The organism is Arthrobacter sp. B6, from assembly GCF_001663775.1.
In the GTDB taxonomy this organism is placed as follows: Bacteria; Actinomycetota; Actinomycetes; order Actinomycetales; family Micrococcaceae; genus Arthrobacter.
Window position 1 is genome coordinate 1482925 of sequence record NZ_KV467168.1, and the last position, 16550, is coordinate 1499474.

Here is a 16550-nt window from a genome sequence, read left to right on the forward strand (position 1 = left end):
GCCGTTGGCATCGACCTGCGTCTGAACCTGTCGTAACCCGAGGAGCATCGTGGACTTCCAACACATTATTGAGGCCGTGGGCAGGTACATGGACTTCGCCGGGGTGGCCGTTATGGTCATCGGCGCTGTTGTCTCAATTCCCATGGCCCTCCGCGGCTACCAGCCTCGAAAGCTCCCCGCTGGATCAGAAAAGCTGACGGTGTATCGTTCGTACCGGCAGCTCTTGGGCAGGTCCATCCTGCTGGGCCTGGAGCTTCTGGTGGCTGCCGATATCATCCGCACGGTAGCCGTGGCACCCACGTATGAAAGCGTCGGGGTGCTCGCGATCATCGTGCTGATCCGAACTTTCCTGAGCTTCTCGCTGGAACTGGAAATCACCGGACGCTGGCCATGGCAGAAGGACCCGTCCGCGTCGTCCTCGCGGCCGGCATCAGCAGAAGCTTAGCCCCCACCGGCATCAGCAGAAGCCCAGCCCCCACCCGGCCTGCCCTTCCCTGCCGAACCAGTGGGTGCGTACTTGCGGCCTGATCGTGCGCGGCCGAGAAATTCCTTGCCACGGGTGATTTGGGAAGGGGCTGGAGGTTATCCACATAGGCCATTTGCTGCGCTGTTTTTGTCGGTGCCTCGCTGGATGATGAGGCTATGGGAAGCACGGCGGTGGAGGTCATGATGGCTTCGATGGCTGCGCTTGCGGTGTTGTCGGACCGCTGCGAGGGTGGTTCTGATGCCACCGGTTCGAATCCTCTGCGTGACCAATCGGACGCCTGCCTCGAGGGTCTGGAAGTGACGGCCCGGCTGGAGGCCATGCTGTCCGCCAGGAAGGTGTACTTCGCGGCAGGGTTCGCCGCGAAGTCCGCGGCCCTGGCCGGGCCGGCGCAGAGCCCGGGCCAGCACACCGCCCAGGAAATGGGTGTTGTGTCCGAGGTCGCGTGTGCTCTGACCGTGAGTGAGCGCACGGCTTCGGCCTTGCTGACGCAGTCACATGAACTGACCACGGCCCTGCCGCTGACTTTGGCCGCCCTGCAGGAGGGGGACCTGTCGTGGCAGCACGCCAAGGTCATGGTCGATGAAACAACCGGTCTTGACCCGGCGGGCGCGGCGGAGTTGGAGGCCCGTTTCCTGGGCCCGGACGTGCCGGACCGGGCGCGGGAGTGCCCGGCCGGGGAGCTGATCCCGTCCAGGTTCCGGCACAAGGCCCGGGCCTGGCGGGAACGGCATCACCCGGTGAGCATCGAAAAGCGCCATGCCAAGGGTGTCCTGGACCGGCGGCTGGAATACGTCCCGGACCGGGACGGCATGGCTTGGCTCTCCGCCTATCTCCCCGCGGACCGGGCGGCCGGGATCTGGAACGGCATCACCGCCACGTCGAGGGCTCTCCAGAGCCCCGCCGAAACCCGCACCATGACACAGATCCGCGCCGACATCGCAGCCACCCTGCTCCTGGGCGCCGGCTTCACCACGGCCAGCCCAATGGACCGCGGCACAGACACAGCCGCCGGCACAGGCTCAGAGTGCGACACCAGCGACTCCGCCGCGGTCAGTGCACCGGGCCCCGGTGTCGCAGCAGGAAAAGCCTCCACCAGTGGGAGCGTGGCGGGCAACAACGTCCTAGCGGGAGACGTGCTGGCGGGACGTGTGCCCACACCGGCGGCGCAGGTCCTCGTGACCGTGCCAGTGTTCGCCCTGATGGGCCTCACCGACGAACCCGCCACCCTCGACGGCTACGGGCCGATCCCCGCGTCCATGGCACGCCAGCTCGTCGCCGACGGACCCAGCTCATTCCACCGGGTCCTCACTGACCCCCGCAACGGGGCACCCTTGAAGATCGGCCGCGAAAGCTACCGCATCCCCGCCGCGATGCGCCAATGGCTGCGAATGCGGGACGGGAAATGCCCGTTCCCCGGCTGCTCCAACCAGTCCCTGGACAACGAGGCAGACCACCTCCTCGCCTGGGCAGACGGCGGCACCACCGGCATCAGCAACCTCGGCCAACCCTGCCCCAAGCACCACAAACTCAAACACACCACGGCCTGGACACCCACCGCCGCCAGCATCGACAAACCGCCCGGATGGATCTCACCAACCGGCCGCCACTACCAAAGCGAACACCAGGACTGGGAACCACCCCAGTGGCCACCCCAGATACTTGGGCTGCTCCCGGAGCAAGGACCCGTCCCTGTCGTTGCGGAAGACCAGTCAGTCGGCCAGCTGCTTGAGCCTGTCCCTGGCGCCTCCCCAAGGACCCTTTCGCGGAGTGGGCGCTTTCCCTGCGCCATGACGGCTGCGCAACCACCTAAGCCTGGCTAGGCGTCCTGCCAGCCGCGCCCTTCTTTGAAGGTGGCCACACGCGTTCCGACCCCAGCCTTCAGCGAGTTCGACGGATCGAAGTACAGCGTTGCTTCAGTGGCGCGGCTATGCGTGATGAGCTGCTCGGCCTCGAGCTTCGCCTCTGGGACGGTGGCTCCGATGATGCCTGTCCGTGCAGGCAGTTCGGCCGTGTGAATGACCTCTGCAGCGGTTTCCGAGAGGGGAACCGTGGTACCCGTGTTGATTTCGTCGTGAGGAAACGCAAACTCTGCATCATCAGGTGCGGGAGGGATGTTGTACTCCAGGAAGTAGGTCATGGTTCCAGCCTTGCAGAAAGTCCTCAGTCCCGAAAGTTTCTTGCCCGCGCTGACCTGCAATTACAGGTTCCTCGGCTGGCCTTCGGCTCCTATACTGTCGGGATGATGATGTCGCTGATGTTCGGCGCCATAGCATCCAGTGCACTGATCCTGGGTGCCTTCATCGGTGTTCGGTTCGAATTGCCAAAACGGCTCCTGGCCATCCTCCTGGCCTTCGCGGCGGGCTCCTTGATCACCGCCCTGGCCTTTGAACTCTTCGAGGACGCTTACGAGCGCGGAGGCATCATCCGCGCAGCCATTGGGCTGATGGGCGGCGCTATCGTCTTCACAGTCCTCAGTGCGATGCTCGACCGCTGGGCCCAGCCCGGCAAACAGGCCACGCCCGCCGATGAATTCCAAGGCAGCGCCAAGCTGGACACAGATGCTGCCGCCGAGGACAAGCCTGCCACCCCCGCTTCCACCCGCGGCGCTGCCGGCATGGCACTCCTGGCGGCAGTCACGTTGGATGGTGTCCCGGAAAACGTCGCCCTCGGTGTCTCACTCGGTGAGGGAACGGGCGGGCTGGCTCTGCTCGCCGCGATCTTCGTCTCCAACCTGCCCGAGGCCCTGGTTGGAGCAGCCTCAATGCGCAGTCAGGGCCGTTCATCCATGAGCGTCATCGGACTGTGGCTCGCCTGTGCGGTCCTGCTGGTGGTCGCCGTGGTGATCGGCGCCGGTCCCCTGTCCGGCACTGACCCTGAAGCAATTTCCTTGCCCCTCGCGTTCGCCGCCGGCGCGGTGATCGCCTCGCTGGCGGACACGCTCATGCCTGAAGCCTACGAACACGGCGGCCCCGCGGTCGCAATCGCCACAGCAGCCGGGTTCGTCCTGGCGTTCGTGCTGTCGCTGGCCTGAACCGCACGTCCCCGCCGAGGTGGGCGTCAGCGAGCCAAGAAACCGCCTACTTACCGAGGCCAGCCTTGCGAAGCGCCTCCGCCATGGCCGTATTCACCGGCGCGGGTTGCGGCGCCGACTTCGGCGCGACAGTCCGGCCGCCAGCCGACGGCGGCGTCTTCCCACCACCCTGCCGACCCCCTTCCGGTCGCCCACCGGCGCCACGACCGGCGCCTCGCCCGCCGGCACGGCCGCCTGTGCCACCGCCACTGGACAGTGACGGTTCGTCGTCGAGCCTCAATGTCAGCGAAATCCGCTTCCGCTCGGGATCGGCTTCCAGAACCTTGACCCGCACCACCTGGCCGGACTTCACTACTTCGCGCGGATCGGAGACAAAGCGGTTGGCCAGCGCCGAAACGTGCACCAGCCCGTCCTGATGCACCCCGACGTCCACAAAAGCGCCGAAAGCGGCCACGTTCGTGACCGTACCCTCGAGCACCATGCCGGGCTTGAGATCCGAGATCTTCTCGATTCCTTCCGAGAACGTCGCCGCGGCAAACGCGGGGCGCGGGTCCCGGCCCGGCTTGTCCAGTTCCGCCAGGATGTCCTGGACAGTGGGCAACCCGAAGGTTCCGTCCACGAACTCCCGGGGATCCAGGGACGAAGCCGGCGCCGAACCGGCAGCCACCAGGATTTTCCGGGCCACCGAGTAGGCCTCCGGGTGCACGCTGGACGCATCCAGCGGCTCCGCTCCCCCGGTGATCCGCAGGAAGCCAGCACACTGTTCGAACGCTTTGGCTCCGAGACGCGGCACCTTCTTCAAGTCAGCGCGCTTGGCGAACGGGCCGTGTTCGTTCCGGTACGCCACAATGTTTTCGCTCAGTAAAGGCCCGACGCCGGCCACCCGGCTCAGCAGCGCGGGTGACGCTGTGTTCACATCCACGCCCACAGCGTTCACGCAGTCCTCCACCACCGCGTCCAGGCTTCGGTCCAACTTCGACGCCGTAACGTCGTGCTGGTACTGGCCAACGCCGATGGACTTCGGATCGATCTTCACCAGTTCGGCAAGGGGATCCTGCAGGCGCCGCGCGATGGAGACGGCGCCCCGCAGGGACACGTCCATACCGGGCAACTCCGCCGCTGCCAGCGCTGACGCCGAATACACGGACGCCCCTGCTTCGGAGACCACCAGTTTCTGGGGTTTCTTCTCCGCGGCCGGGAGCAGCTTGATCAGTTCGGCAGCCAGTTTGTCAGTCTCGCGGGACGCGGTTCCGTTGCCGATGGCCACGAGCTCAACGTTGTGTTTTTGCGCCAACCGGACCAGGGTTGCCAGGGCTTCGTCCCACTTCCGCGCAGGTGCGTGGGGATACACCGTATCGGTGGCGACGACCTTGCCCGTGCCGTCCACCACGGCAACCTTTACACCGGTCCGGAGTCCCGGGTCCAGGCCCAGGGTGGCGCGGTTGCCGGCGGGCGCGGCCAGCAGGACGTCGCGCAGGTTGGCGGCGAACACCCGGACGGCCTCGTCCTCGGCGGCAGCGAACAACCGCCCGCGAAGGTCCGCCGTCAAACGGGCGAGCACGCGCGTGCGCCAGGCCACCTGGGCGGTCTGCATCAGCCAGGCGTCGGCGGGCCGGCCACGTTCGGCGACACCGAGGCATCTGGCCACCGCACCTTCATACCGCGCACGGGCGGCCATGAGGGCGTCGTCATTGCTCGGATCAGCCTCTGCAAGATCCAGTTCCAGGACGCCGTCCTTTTCTCCGCGCAGCAGTGCGAGCACACGGTGCGAGGGCATCCCCGACGGCGCCTGGGCGAACTCAAAGTAATCGGCGAACTTCTGTCCCTCGCCCTCTTTGCCCTTCTTCACCCGCGACACCATCCGCCCCTGAGTCCACAGCCTGTCCCGCAGTGTTGCGGCAAGGTCAGGGTCCTGGGCAACGCGTTCCACCAGGATGGAACGGGCTCCGGCGAGCGCCGCAGCGGCGTCGTCAATGGAATGCTGGGCATTCAAGTACTTGGCAGCCTCGCGTTCGGGATCCAGTTCCGGCCGCTTCAGCAGGGCATCGGCCAGCGGCTCCAGCCCGGCTTCCCGGGCGATCTGGGCTTTGGTGCGCCGCTTGGACTTGAACGGAAGATAGATGTCCTCCAGCCGTGACTTGGTGTCCGCGGCCAGGATCGCCGCCTGCAGTTCGGCGGTCAGCTGCCCCTGGGCGGCAATCGCCTCCAGGACAGTACGACGGCGGTCCTCAAGTTCGCGGAGGTAGCGCAGGCGTTCGTCGAGGTCTCGGAGCTGCGTGTCATCGAGCGTCCCGGTGGCTTCCTTGCGGTACCGGGCGATGAACGGAACTGTGGACCCGCCGTCGAGCAATTCCACAGCAGCCTTGACCTGCCAGGTCTTCACACCAAGCTCGGCGGCGATCTGGGCGTGGATGGCGCTGTCCTGTGTGGGGGCGGACGCGGGAGCGGACGGGGCGTGCGGGAGTTGTGTCACCAGAACATTTTGCCCTACGGGCCTGACGGTCTCCAGCGACGACTCAATCCGCGCTGCGGGGCCGGGTATTCCGCTACCGGCCGCGAAGTGCTGTAGTGGAGTTGCGGTCACCGGTATTCATTCTCGAGGAAGAGGCCACCATGCGGGAACTGCTCATCGTCTTTCAGGAAGGATTCGACGAAGCCAACATCACCGTCATGGTCAACGGCAAGGAGGTCCGCCGCGACATCGGGGTTTCCACCAACCCCATCCTGGGGGAAGCTTTCGAAACATCAGTGGAGTTGCCTGCGAAAGGGGCGCAGGTGGGCGTGGAAGTCACCAACAAGGGGCTGAAAGCGATCCTCAAGGTGAGCGGAAAGCCCAAAAGCGTGCTGGTTTCCATCGAGGACGGCAAGTTGGTGATGCGCGAGGGAACCGGCCGCGAAGCACTCCTCTAGCTATCACTCTCACTGTGCGGCGATCCCTTTGCTGTGCTCCATAGCCTCTACTCGGCGATGTCTTCAGCCCACAGCTCCGCGTTATCGCGCTGGAAACTCTGCATCATGTCGACGCAACGCTGGTCATCCAGGACAACCACCTCCACGCCACGGGACCTGAGGAGATCGAACTCGCCCGGGAAGGTCCGCGCCTCACCAACCACTACCTTGGGGATCTTGAACTGGATGATGGTCCCGGTGCACATGGCGCAGGGCGCCAGCGTTGTATACAGGACGGTGTTTCTGTAGCTGTGCTGCCGTCCGGCGGACCTGAGGGCGGACATCTCGCCGTGCGCAATGGGGTCACCGTGCTGGACACGCTGGTTGTGGCCGGCAGCTATGACCGCGCCACCGCGCGCCAGCGCAGCCCCGATCGGAATGCCACCCTCGCCCAGGCTCTTTTGCGCGGCCCGGTACGCTGCTTCGAAAGCGGGGTCAGTCATGCGGCCAGCCTATCGTCCCAACGCGCGGGCCGTGTTGTCGCACGGTTCAGAAAAACCCTAGCGATACTCCATTCGGTGGAGTATTCTGGACCTACCGCCCGGGCCCCCTGGGATCCAGGCGGGCCACTCTACAGGAAGAGCCAGGAAAGCCGTCGGATGGCTTATTGGCTCGCGCTGCCGGGACAGCACACCGAGCAGCCAGCGACGGCGGCACCCAGGCGGGTGCCGCCGTCGTCGTTCAGTGCATTTTAGGCTTGGTACGCAGGGTAGTCGGTGTAACCCTTTGCGCCCTCACCGTAGAACGTGGACGCGTCCGGTTCGTTCAGCGGGAGGCTCTCCTTCCAGCGGCGCGCGAGGTCCGGGTTGGCGATGGCCGGGCGGCCCACCACCACGGCGTCTGCGTGGCCGTCGGTCACCAGGGCCACGGCCTCGTCGCGGGTGGTGACAACGCCAAAGCCGGTGTTCACGAGGAAGGTCCCGTCGAAGCGTGCGCGGAGGTCCTGGACCAGCTCGCCGCTGGGCTCGTGGTGGAGGATGCTCAGGTAGGCGAGGTTAAGCGGCGCAATGCTGTCAAGCAGCACCTCGTAGGTTGCGCGGACGTCAGCCAGGTCGGTTTCGGCGATGCCCTGGACGTTGTGCTCCGGTGAGATGCGGATGCCCACGCGGCTGGCACCGAGCGCAGCGACGACGGCGTTGACCGTCTCGATGACGAAGCGCGCCCGGTTTTCCGGAGATCCGCCGTAGCTGTCGTCGCGGATGTTGGAGTTGGGCGCCAGGAATTCGTGCAACAGGTAGCCGTTGGCCGAGTGCAGCTCAACGCCGTCAAAGCCTGCCTCGATCGCGTTGCGGGAGGCCGTGACGATCTCCCCCATAACCACGGGAAGTTCATCTGTCGTGAGGGCGTGCGGGACCGGGTACGGCTTCTTGCCCGTCGGCGTCCGGACTTCACCTTCGATGGCGACGGCGCTCGGGCCCACGATGCGGTGGCCGGCTGTGATGTCCTCGTGGGACACACGTCCGCCGTGCATGACCTGGGCAAAGATCCGGCCGCCTTCAGCGTGGACGGCGTCGGTGACCTTCTTCCAGGCGGCAATCTGCTGCTCGGTGACCAGTCCGGGCTGGCCCGGGTAGGAACGGCCGGCGGGGCTGGGGTACGTGCCCTCGCTGACGATGAGGCCCAGGGATGCGCGCTGGCGGTAATGCTCGACGACGAGCGGGCCGGGCACACCTTCCTCGCCGGAGCGGAGGCGGGTGAGCGGCGCCATCACGAGGCGGTTGGGAAGTTCAAGCTCGCCGAGGGTCAACGGGGAAAACAGCATGCGCAGTTCCTTTCAAAAATGACGTGGTACTGCCCTGCCCAACTGGCTGGCGTCTGCAACTATTCCGGGTGTGATGGGGATCATCTTGGCCGATGGCGCCTTGAGCATCTTGAGCAAAAGCCGTCCGGGCGCCCAAAGGAAGGATTCGCCGGAGGCTCTGGTCATTTTCTACAGATCGTAGAAGAATGGGGTCATGATGTTTAATCACGCCGACGGCAACCCTGTCCTGGAACTAGACGAAGAGCAGTCCTGGAAGCTCCTCGACGCCACAAAGCACGGCCGCCTGGTGGTTTCGGTAGCGGGCGAGCCCGATATCTTCCCCGTCAACTACTTGACCTCCGACCGGAAGGTCTACCTCCGGACAGCCCCCGGAAATAAGCTGGCTCAGCTCACCATCAACTCCAGGGTCTTGTTTGAGACGGACGGCGTCCTGTCCGACGAAGCGTGGTCCGTGGTCCTGCGGGGAACCGCCCGGGTCCTGACCAACTCATCGGAACTGGCCGCCATCGAGGAGCTGGGGCTGAAGACCTGGGTCCCCACGCTCAAGGATTTCTACGTGGAGATCGTGCCCACGTCCGTGAGCGGCCGGCACTTCGAGCTGGGTGAGCAGCCGGAGCGCGACATCTAGGGCCTGCCTAGACTGGACTTATGGCGGACAGGCTGACCCCCGAGCAGCGCAGCTGGAACATGTCCCGGATCCGGGGCAAGAACACCAAGCCCGAACTCCTGGTCCGCCGCCTCCTCCACGCCAAGGGCTACCGATACCGGCTGCACGGCGGAGCCGGGAAGGCCCGCCTGCCGGGCAACCCTGACCTGGTGTTCACTGGACGCCGCAAGGTCATCTTCGTCAACGGCTGTTTTTGGCATTTCCATGACTGCAGAGTTGGCCTGCATGCCCCCAAGGCAAACGCCGCCTTCTGGGACACCAAGCGCACCCGCACCAGGAACCGCGACGCCGACCAGCGCAAGCGGCTCGAAGACGCAGGGTGGGAAGTCCTGACACTTTGGGAATGCGAGCTCAAGGACGGCTCGGCCCTTGAGGCCCAGCTCGTCCAGTTCCTCGGCGACGTGGCAATCCCCCGCCATGGTCCCGGACACGGTCAGGGCCACGGTCCGAGCCACGATGCCCGAGGTCCAAGCCAGGGGCCAAGTCACGGTACAGACGGAACTTAAGGCGATCTTGATCCTTTGCCGCCGTCCATGTTGAGTAGCAGCGGCAAGGATTGAAGCCGTGGGCGCCGATCGAGCGGCCAACCGGATCGGCTATCGGGGAGGAACGCGTGCCCTTCCCGCGTCCGCCAGCTCCGCCAACTTCGCCAGGCCCTCCAACTTCGCCAGGCCAGCAACTTCGCCAGGCCAGCAAAGCGCAGCTGAGGACGGTCGCAGCGGTGAGAGTCGGTTCCGGAGGCCAGTGTGCGAAGCTGGGCGACGCCGGCGCGGACAGGTCCGGCGGCGTGCTCCGGGAGCTCCGGGGGCTCCATGCGGATGACCACACGCCTGCACACGGCTGGCACCAAGTCGGCACCCCCAAGCGCGAGAACCAAGGTTTTGAACGTACGAAAAGGGGGCAATCAGGCCCCCAGCAAGGCGTGGCCTGGGCCACCAAAAGGCAGTGCCGGCCGCACCGGTTTTGACCCTGGACGCAAAACCCGCAGTCTCATCAAGAAAGCCACAATTCTTGTCCAAAACCCTTACCGGGCGGGGGAACGGACCTAATCTGAAGAAGGAAAGATGCCTCAAGCCACCGCCGGACTTTCGGAACGGGAGGCCCCAGCGGAAAGGACCGTCATGACGCAATCTGATGATGCCGGGCGGCCCTTGGTGGACCAATCCGTCCTGGAAAGGCTGCGGGAGGAACTGGACGAGGACGAAGGTTACTGCACGGTCTTTGTGGGGAACTTCATCGACTATCTTCCGCACCGGATCGACCGGCTTCGCCTGGCCCTGACAACCGGTGACCTTGACGGCGCCGTCGACGCCGTCCTAAGCCTCAAGACCTCCAGCCAAATGGTGGGAGCGGAGAGACTGGCCGGCCTGGCAATGGATCTGGAGAGCGCCATCCGCAGCGACGCAGCCCACAGCGACGTTGCAGTTGCCCTGCCGCGGCTCGCGGCTGCGTACCTCAAGCCCATCAACCAGTGCAGCCGGCAGACCCTGCACCGCCTCCAGGCTCAGCGCTCGACCGGCGCCAACCGGTAGCCAACGCCCCGCACGGTCTGAAGCCAGCGCGGACGCTGCGGCGAATCGCCCAGCTTTTTCCGCAGGTTTCCCATGTGGACTTCCACGGACCGTTCGTCCGCCTCGCTGATGTAACTGCCGACGTCGTAATCCTCGTCCCGCAGGCGCCGCACCAGGTCGGATTTGGTCCGGACAGTCCGGCCCGCCTCCAGGAGGGCATAAAGGAGTTCAAACTCGGTACGCGTCAGGTTCAGTTCCTGGCCGTCCACGGTCACGGAGCGCGACGCGTAGCTAAGGTCCAGTCCGTTGTGGGTGTAGTTGCCGCGGCCAGTCGCAGTTGGTTCGGTCCCGGCGGTCGCGTCGGCGGCGCCTGCGGGCTCTGCGGGCTCCGCGGCGGCACGCGGTCGCCGCATCATTGCCGCCACACGGGCACGCAGCTCCCTGGGGCGGAAGGGTTTGGTGAGGTAATCGTCCGCGCCGGATTCCAGGCCGATCAGGGTGTCCAGTTCATCGGTGCGGGCCGTGAGCATCACAATGTACGCGTCGGAAAATTCGCGGATTTGGCGTGACACTTCAAAGCCGTCGATGTCCGGCAGCCCCAAGTCCAGGGTGATGACGTCAGGGTTCAACGTCTTGGCCGCCAAAACGCCCTCAGCTCCGCTTCCGGCCACTGTCACGTCAAAGCCTGCCTGCGTCAATACTGTCCGCACCAGTTCCCGGATGTCCTGGTCATCCTCGATGACGAGCCCCACGCGTGGATCACTCATTACAGCCCCCTCAGCCTGCTTGACACGTCTGAAGTATATAGCTGGCTGCCGATATCCTGCTGTCATGCGTCTTGACTTAAATGTGTTCCCGGCACCTGTCCATGAGTGAGCCAGTTGCGTGGGCTTCGGGTCGCCTGAGATTCTTCCGCCGGCCGTTCCACGAGTACCGGCTCACGGACCGGGTGGTGCTGAGCCAGATGCCGTTGTTCGTCACCACGATCTTCACGACACTTCTCACGTGGGCGTTCTTCCCGGCGACCATGGAGCACCCGCTTTTTATTGCGTTTCTGGTCTCGCAACTGGTCCTCATGGCGCTTTGCTACCTGGTGCCGTGGGATCGCCTGCCCTACACCAGCTTCCTGCTGATTCCGCTCCTGGATTTTGTCTCGATAGCCGTGGGCAGGGAGGGCGGGCAGGAGAGCCTGACCGGCATCAGCCTGCTGGCGGTTTTCCCCGTGATCTGGCTGTGCGCCTCAGGATATTACCCGAGGACATCGCTGTGGCTGTCATTTTTCGCACCCTTGGCCATCATCTGGGTTCCGTTGCTGATCCGCGGAGACCTGTCAGGCCCGAGTTTGTCCAAGCCCCTGCTCCTCCCCGTCATGTTGCTCGGGATCGGGGTGTCGGTCAGCGTCCTGACTTTGAGCATGACGCGGCAGCAGCGTGCCTTGGAGGAGAAGGATGAGCAGCTTCAGGCCGGCTTGCGCCGCACCCGGCGGCATGAGGCCTTGCTCAACACCGTTCTCGACACTGTGCATCTGGGCGTCCTCGCGGTGGACGCAGACGGCCATGACATCCTGATGAACCGGAAACAGCGTGCCAACCACGAGCTGGCCCGGCCCAGGGACATCGAGGATCCAAACGAATCGCAGCTGCTGGTCTTCGGCCCGGACCGCACCACTCCCGTCCCGGTGGAGGAGCGCCCTGTGCGCAGGGCCGTCCTGGGCGAGACTTTCACGGACTACCTGGTCTGGCTCGGCTCAGGCAAGGAACAGCGCGCCATCACCACCAGCGCCCGCGCCATGAAGGATGCAGACGGGAAGTTCGCTGGGTCCGTCATTGTCTTCGGCGACGTGACCGACCTTGTGAACGCACTGGCTGCCAAGGACGAATTCGTTTCCAGCGTGTCCCACGAGTTCCGGACGCCGCTGACGTCCATCCTGGGTTACGTCGAAATTCTGCTGGAGGACGATCCCGCGGATGACCAGCTGGGCCCGCTGGAGATCATCAGACGCAATTCAGAACGCCTGCTCACCTTGGTATCCGATCTCCTGGCCAGCAGGAACGGCCAGCTGATTGTGTCGCCGCACGCCGTGGACGTTGCGGAACTCGTACGCGCCACGGTGTCCGCTGCCCGCCCCAAGGCTGACGCCTCCCGGGTGGTGCTGAAGGCCGACACCCCCGCGCGGCTCGACGCCCACGTGGACGGCCCCCGCATCTCCCAGGTGCTGGACAACCTCGTGTCCAATGCCATCAAATACTCGCCTGACGGCGGCAACGTGGTGGTGTCCCTGGAACAGAAGGACGGCCACCTGACCTGCCGGGTCAGCGACACAGGCATGGGCATGAGCGCCGACGACCAGGCCGAAGTATTCGCCAAGTTCTTCCGCACCAGCGCGGTGCGCAGGACTGCCATCCCCGGAGTGGGCCTGGGCCTGCCCATCAGCAAGGCCATCGTGGAGGCCCACGGCGGAACCATCGACGTCGACTCCTCGCTGGGGAAAGGAACCACCTTCACGTTCCGCGTCCCGGTCTAGGTGAGGGTTCTGGCGGCCGGCCGCATCTCCCGCGCGGGCAGGCGGCAGCCTAATCTCCCGCGCGGGCAGACCGTACTACCTCGCCCCACGACTGCCGTGCCAGGTCCGCCACCGCTGCCAGGATGTCAGACGGCGGCCGGGAAAGGTCCAGCGGAAACTCAACAACATCGATGTCAGTATTGAGGATCCGCCGAAGTTTCACCTCGCCCGATCCTGCGTAGACCAGCCACGCGGTGGGAACCCTCAATGCTGTGCAGTAGGCCAGCATCTGGTAATGGTCCGCCGACAGGGACGCGCCCATGTCGGAGGCAGCCTTGTACTTTGCGTCGTAGACCACCACCGGACGACCACCCAAAAGATGCACCGCGTCCGGGCGCACCGAGAGCCGGTCGGCATCATGCACGGCCTCGCTGAGGAGCGCGTTGTACTGCAGCCGCAGTTCCCCCGGGTACGCCGCCATGGCCTCGCGGAGGGCAGCCCCCACAAAGTCCCCGAACACCTGGGCCATATCCACCACAAACGACGCCGTCTGCTGTTTCCCCTCCCCTGCCTCCGCGGACGCGTTCCGCAGGACCAGCTCCGCGAGCCGCAGCACAGCGTGGTACCGGACGTTCATCCGGCTGGGGGACCACGGCGGCAGGGGCGCACCGGACGCAAGGCGCGTGACGGCGTCGAGCTTTCCCTTGAGCTGCCGCAACCGGCTCAGGACCTCGGGACGGACGCCGGGGACCTTGCCCATGCGATCCAGCGCGGCGCGAAGGATACGGTTTTCGGCGATGTCCTCGGTGAACTCGTCGTAGGACACTTCCAGCGGAACCAGCATGCCGGGACGCCGGGAGATCTGGTCCGAAATCCGGATCCTGCCCTTCACGGTCCGCAGCGACTCGTCCACGGTGAGGTAGCCCTGCAGCACGCCGCGGCCCAGGGCCCGCTCACCGAGCTGGACCAGGGACTCGGCCAGTGCGCTCCACAGATCGCGGTCCTCCGCGGCGGCCACGGAGTCATTGCGGAAGCCTTGGTTGCCGGCGTAGCTGAGCAGGAACAGCAGCCGGCTCAAACCCAGCCGGTCCTTGGGGCGGACGTCCAGCTGCACCGTGGAAGTGCGGACCGATCCCACCTTCCCAACAGGTTCGATCCGGTAGAGTCCCATGCCCATCGGAGAGGCCTTCGCCAGGCCGCTGGAATTGAGGAACGCCGCGCTGGCAGCATCGAGCCGCTCCACGATGCCGCCGGACAGTTCATCCAGGACCAGGTGCCGGGCAGGTTGGTGTGGCCCCCGCGGGGCCACGCCCAACACGGGCGCCTGGACCGGCCTAACTGGCAGCAAGGCGTCCCAGAAGCTGGTCCAGCCCGAACCGCTCCTCAAGCTGCGCCCGGGTCAGCTGGCCGTGGTAGTGCTCCTCCAGGAGCGGCATCAGCTCGTACTTCCAGATCCGGCGCAGCCCGGCGGGGGTCTGGGCCGCGGGCTTCATGAAGTACGACGGCCCGATCATCAGGTCCCGATCCCACTCGTCGATCGAGGCGTTCAGCGCGTCAAGCAGCAGCGCCGGGGTCGCATCCAGCTGCCGGGCCTGCAGGAATCGCAGCAGCGAGCCCCTCACCGGCTCGGTCTGCGGGTGCAGCTCGATGAAGGCGAAGCGGCGGCGGATGGCGGCGTCCATCATCGCGATGGACCGGTCCGCGGTGTTCATGGTGCCGATGATGTAGAGGTTGTCCGGCAGGGTGAACGGCTCGTTGGGGCTGTACTGCAGGTAGATCCGGTCGTCACGGTACTCCAGCAGGAAGTAGAGCTCACCGAACACCTTGGCCAGGTTGGCGCGGTTCATCTCATCGATGATGAGGAAGTACGGCTTCTTTTCGTTTCCGGGTTTGGCGGCTTCCTCTGCCAGACGGCGCAGCGGGCCGGCAACGAGCTTGAAGGAGACCTGGCCTTCGTCGGTCTTGTCCGGCCGGTAGCCCTCGAAAAAGTCCTCGTAGGCGTAGGACGGGTGGAACTGCACCAGCTTCACCCGTTCATCCGTGCTGTCATCAGCCAGCTCCGCGGCGAGGTGCTTGGCCAGGTACGTCTTACCGGTGCCGGGCGGGCCATAGAGCACCAGCTGGCGGTTTTCCTCCAGCAGTTCCGCGATCTCCTGCAACGGTTCCAAATCCATGTGCAGCGACTCCGCGAACTCCCGGGTGAGCGGGCGGAAGCCCTCCTGGACGGGAACGGCGGCGGCAGCACCGGCGTCGTCGTCTTCCGGTTCCGCTTCCGCGGGCAGCAGCGCCTGCAGCGCCTGGACCACCTTGGTGACGTCCACGATGATCCCCGGCGTGGCGAGCTGGCGCTGCACATGCCGGGGCAGGTCGGTGGTGGTGTGGGCTTCGTCGAACCAGCGCACCTTGCGGCGGATCCGGCGGTTGTCCTCGTTGTGCTCCGGCTCCCCCAGTACGACGCCGAGCCGTACCGTCCCGGAGTTCTGGTACAGGACCAGGTCGCCCGGCTTCATCACCGTCAGGATGGCAAATACGGCGGTCTTGGTGTCCTCGCGCTCCACGTAGCCCAGGTGCTTGTAGTCCTCGTCCACGGCGTGCTGCACCAGCCCGGCAGTCACGCCGGCGTCAAGGAGGCGGAGATGTTCGACGTCGAGCGTCACCTTCTCCTCGCCCTGCCAGGCCGCGAGCAGCTCGGCGTTGTCGCTGTGCGTGCGCAACAGCCATGCCCGGCGGCCGGGATCGCCCACCTTGCGCCACTGGCTCACCAGCTGCCGCGCGTACCAGTCGATGCGCTGCCCTGCCTGCTCGTCCAGGTGCAGCCGGATGCGGTGGATGTCCGCCGTGATGTCCTCGTCGGTGTCGCCTTTCGCGCCACCAACCAGCGAGGCGAAGGCGTCCCTGATTTCCTGCCGCTCCACGTCTGCCACCACTGGCTCAAAGTAGCTGGGCCAGGCCAGGTATTCGACGCTGCGGCGGATGGCGGGCTGGTCCCCCGGGGTCCCGGCGGCGAGCTCATGGAACTTCAGCGGGTCCTTCAGGGCCTTGCCGACGGCCGCCGGAACCTGCTGGTCCACGTGCTGCACAAAGCGGCAGAGCCACTTGAGGTGGTCCCAGATGGTCCAGTTGAATTCGGCGGTGCGGTCCCTGATTACGCCGTGGTCCGTCATGCCCTTGTAGAGCTCCTCGGGCAGCTCCAGCGGCGGTTCCAGCCAGGAGGCGGCCTCGGCCACGCGGGCGCGCTTGACCTTGAGCGACTTGACCTCGTGCGCCAGCGGCAGGGACTGCAGGAACAGGAGCTCGACGGCCAACTGCTTCGCGGCACGGGAGGCGTCCTGGAGGTTCTGGCGCAGGTTGGTCATCATGGGCGCCTTGGGGTCCGCCACCCCATGGTCAAGGCGGTCGTGGAGTTCGGCGGCGGCCTCGGATGTCCACGTCAGGGTGCGGCCATCCAGGGCGGACGGTTTGCCCTGCAGGCCCGGCCCGAGCACAAACCAGGCCGCGTCCTCGATCTCCTGGGAGATACCGAGGGCGCGGGGCATGGCAGTTTTGGGGGTCGGGGTCATGGGTTCAAATTTACAGGCTTAAGCTGAACGCCCGCTCCAAGGCCCCTGGCCCGGGTGCACGCCGGGTGCAGGCGGACGAG

15 protein-coding genes are annotated in these 16550 nt (G+C 65.7%); 8 read left to right on the forward strand and 7 right to left on the reverse strand.

Annotated features, from left to right (window positions below; all coding sequences use genetic code 11):
* Positions 1–49: 49 nt before the first annotated feature.
* Positions 50–445, forward strand: coding sequence for a DUF1622 domain-containing protein (locus AU175_RS06385; RefSeq protein WP_066286790.1), 396 nt, complete (start codon positions 50–52; stop codon positions 443–445).
* Positions 446–642: 197 nt separating this feature from the next.
* Complete coding sequence (locus tag AU175_RS21235) at positions 643–2307, forward strand: HNH endonuclease signature motif containing protein (RefSeq protein WP_231938482.1); 1665 nt, start codon at positions 643–645, stop codon at positions 2305–2307.
* Here AU175_RS21235 and AU175_RS06395 read toward each other — a convergent pair.
* A complete protein-coding gene (locus AU175_RS06395) occupies positions 2304–2624 on the reverse strand; it encodes a hypothetical protein (protein WP_066290666.1) in 321 nt (106 codons plus the stop codon). The two genes, AU175_RS21235 and AU175_RS06395, sit on opposite strands and share 4 nt — an antisense overlap.
* A gap of 102 nt (positions 2625–2726) precedes the next feature.
* Here AU175_RS06395 and AU175_RS06400 point away from each other — a divergent pair, with 102 nt between their 5' ends.
* A complete protein-coding gene (locus tag AU175_RS06400) occupies positions 2727–3518 on the forward strand; it encodes a ZIP family metal transporter (protein WP_066286792.1) in 792 nt (263 codons plus the stop codon).
* A gap of 46 nt (positions 3519–3564) precedes the next feature.
* Here the strand turns inward: AU175_RS06400 and AU175_RS06405 are convergent, their stop codons facing one another.
* Complete coding sequence (locus tag AU175_RS06405; protein WP_066286795.1) at positions 3565–5991, reverse strand: Tex family protein; 2427 nt, start codon at positions 5989–5991, stop codon at positions 3565–3567.
* A 119-nt stretch (positions 5992–6110) separates the two neighbouring features.
* Between AU175_RS06405 and AU175_RS06410 the strand changes: the two genes are divergently transcribed.
* Positions 6111–6428, forward strand: coding sequence for a hypothetical protein (locus tag AU175_RS06410; RefSeq protein WP_082979202.1), 318 nt, complete (start codon positions 6111–6113; stop codon positions 6426–6428).
* A gap of 47 nt (positions 6429–6475) precedes the next feature.
* On the opposite strand, the gene AU175_RS06415 is transcribed toward AU175_RS06410, so the two are convergent.
* Both AU175_RS06415 and AU175_RS06420 read right to left on the reverse strand, forming a co-directional pair.
* Positions 6476–6910: a nucleoside deaminase gene (locus AU175_RS06415; protein WP_066286801.1), complete on the reverse strand. Its 435-nt coding sequence runs from the start codon at positions 6908–6910 to the stop codon at positions 6476–6478.
* A gap of 248 nt (positions 6911–7158) precedes the next feature.
* Positions 7159–8229 carry an alkene reductase gene (locus tag AU175_RS06420; protein ID WP_066286802.1) on the reverse strand — a complete coding sequence of 357 codons (1071 nt, stop codon included), beginning with the start codon at positions 8227–8229 and terminating at the stop codon, positions 7159–7161.
* A gap of 193 nt (positions 8230–8422) precedes the next feature.
* On the opposite strand from AU175_RS06420, the gene AU175_RS06425 reads away from it, so the two are divergent.
* From AU175_RS06425 to AU175_RS06435, 3 genes are all read left to right on the forward strand, one after another.
* On the forward strand, positions 8423–8857 hold the full coding sequence (locus tag AU175_RS06425; RefSeq protein ID WP_066286804.1) for a pyridoxamine 5'-phosphate oxidase family protein: 435 nt from the start codon (positions 8423–8425) through the stop codon (positions 8855–8857).
* A gap of 20 nt (positions 8858–8877) precedes the next feature.
* The gene (locus AU175_RS06430; protein ID WP_082979040.1) at positions 8878–9402 is read left to right on the forward strand and encodes a very short patch repair endonuclease; all 525 of its coding nucleotides are present in this window, start codon (positions 8878–8880) and stop codon (positions 9400–9402) included.
* A gap of 615 nt (positions 9403–10017) precedes the next feature.
* Positions 10018–10428 carry an Hpt domain-containing protein gene (locus AU175_RS06435; RefSeq protein WP_066290670.1) on the forward strand — a complete coding sequence of 137 codons (411 nt, stop codon included), beginning with the start codon at positions 10018–10020 and terminating at the stop codon, positions 10426–10428.
* Here the strand turns inward: AU175_RS06435 and AU175_RS06440 are convergent.
* Positions 10401–11174, reverse strand: a complete 774-nt coding sequence (locus AU175_RS06440) for a response regulator transcription factor (protein WP_197497055.1) — start codon at positions 11172–11174, stop codon at positions 10401–10403. The genes AU175_RS06435 and AU175_RS06440 overlap by 28 nt on opposite strands.
* Before the next feature lie 101 nt (positions 11175–11275).
* Between AU175_RS06440 and AU175_RS06445 the strand changes: the two genes are divergently transcribed.
* Positions 11276–12931: a sensor histidine kinase gene (locus AU175_RS06445; protein WP_066286806.1), complete on the forward strand. Its 1656-nt coding sequence runs from the start codon at positions 11276–11278 to the stop codon at positions 12929–12931.
* Positions 12932–12980: 49 nt separating this feature from the next.
* Here AU175_RS06445 and AU175_RS06450 read toward each other — a convergent pair whose 3' ends face one another.
* Together AU175_RS06450 and AU175_RS06455 are read right to left on the reverse strand one after the other, a co-directional pair.
* Positions 12981–14228 carry an McrC family protein gene (locus AU175_RS06450; protein ID WP_231938483.1) on the reverse strand — a complete coding sequence of 416 codons (1248 nt, stop codon included), beginning with the start codon at positions 14226–14228 and terminating at the stop codon, positions 12981–12983.
* A gap of 16 nt (positions 14229–14244) precedes the next feature.
* The gene (locus AU175_RS06455; protein ID WP_066286808.1) at positions 14245–16470 is read right to left on the reverse strand and encodes an McrB family protein; all 2226 of its coding nucleotides are present in this window, start codon (positions 16468–16470) and stop codon (positions 14245–14247) included.
* Positions 16471–16550 lie beyond the last annotated feature (80 nt).

What these genes read in the sequence shown, in the direction of transcription:
- AU175_RS21235 (WP_231938482.1), top strand. Translation starts at nt 643, where the DNA reads ATGGGAAGCACGGCGGTGGAGGTCATGATGGCTTCGATGGCTGCGCTT.
- AU175_RS06395 (WP_066290666.1), bottom strand. Translation starts at nt 2,624, where the DNA reads ATGACCTACTTCCTGGAGTACAACATCCCTCCCGCACCTGATGATGCA.
- AU175_RS06400 (WP_066286792.1), top strand. Translation starts at nt 2,727, where the DNA reads ATGATGATGTCGCTGATGTTCGGCGCCATAGCATCCAGTGCACTGATC.
- AU175_RS06415 (WP_066286801.1), bottom strand. Translation starts at nt 6,910, where the DNA reads ATGACTGACCCCGCTTTCGAAGCAGCGTACCGGGCCGCGCAAAAGAGC.
- AU175_RS06420 (WP_066286802.1), bottom strand. Translation starts at nt 8,229, where the DNA reads ATGCTGTTTTCCCCGTTGACCCTCGGCGAGCTTGAACTTCCCAACCGC.
- AU175_RS06425 (WP_066286804.1), top strand. Translation starts at nt 8,423, where the DNA reads ATGATGTTTAATCACGCCGACGGCAACCCTGTCCTGGAACTAGACGAA.
- AU175_RS06430 (WP_082979040.1), top strand. Translation starts at nt 8,878, where the DNA reads ATGGCGGACAGGCTGACCCCCGAGCAGCGCAGCTGGAACATGTCCCGG.
- AU175_RS06435 (WP_066290670.1), top strand. Translation starts at nt 10,018, where the DNA reads ATGACGCAATCTGATGATGCCGGGCGGCCCTTGGTGGACCAATCCGTC.
- AU175_RS06440 (WP_197497055.1), bottom strand. Translation starts at nt 11,174, where the DNA reads ATGAGTGATCCACGCGTGGGGCTCGTCATCGAGGATGACCAGGACATC.
- AU175_RS06445 (WP_066286806.1), top strand. Translation starts at nt 11,276, where the DNA reads ATGAGTGAGCCAGTTGCGTGGGCTTCGGGTCGCCTGAGATTCTTCCGC.
- AU175_RS06455 (WP_066286808.1), bottom strand. Translation starts at nt 16,470, where the DNA reads ATGACCCCGACCCCCAAAACTGCCATGCCCCGCGCCCTCGGTATCTCC.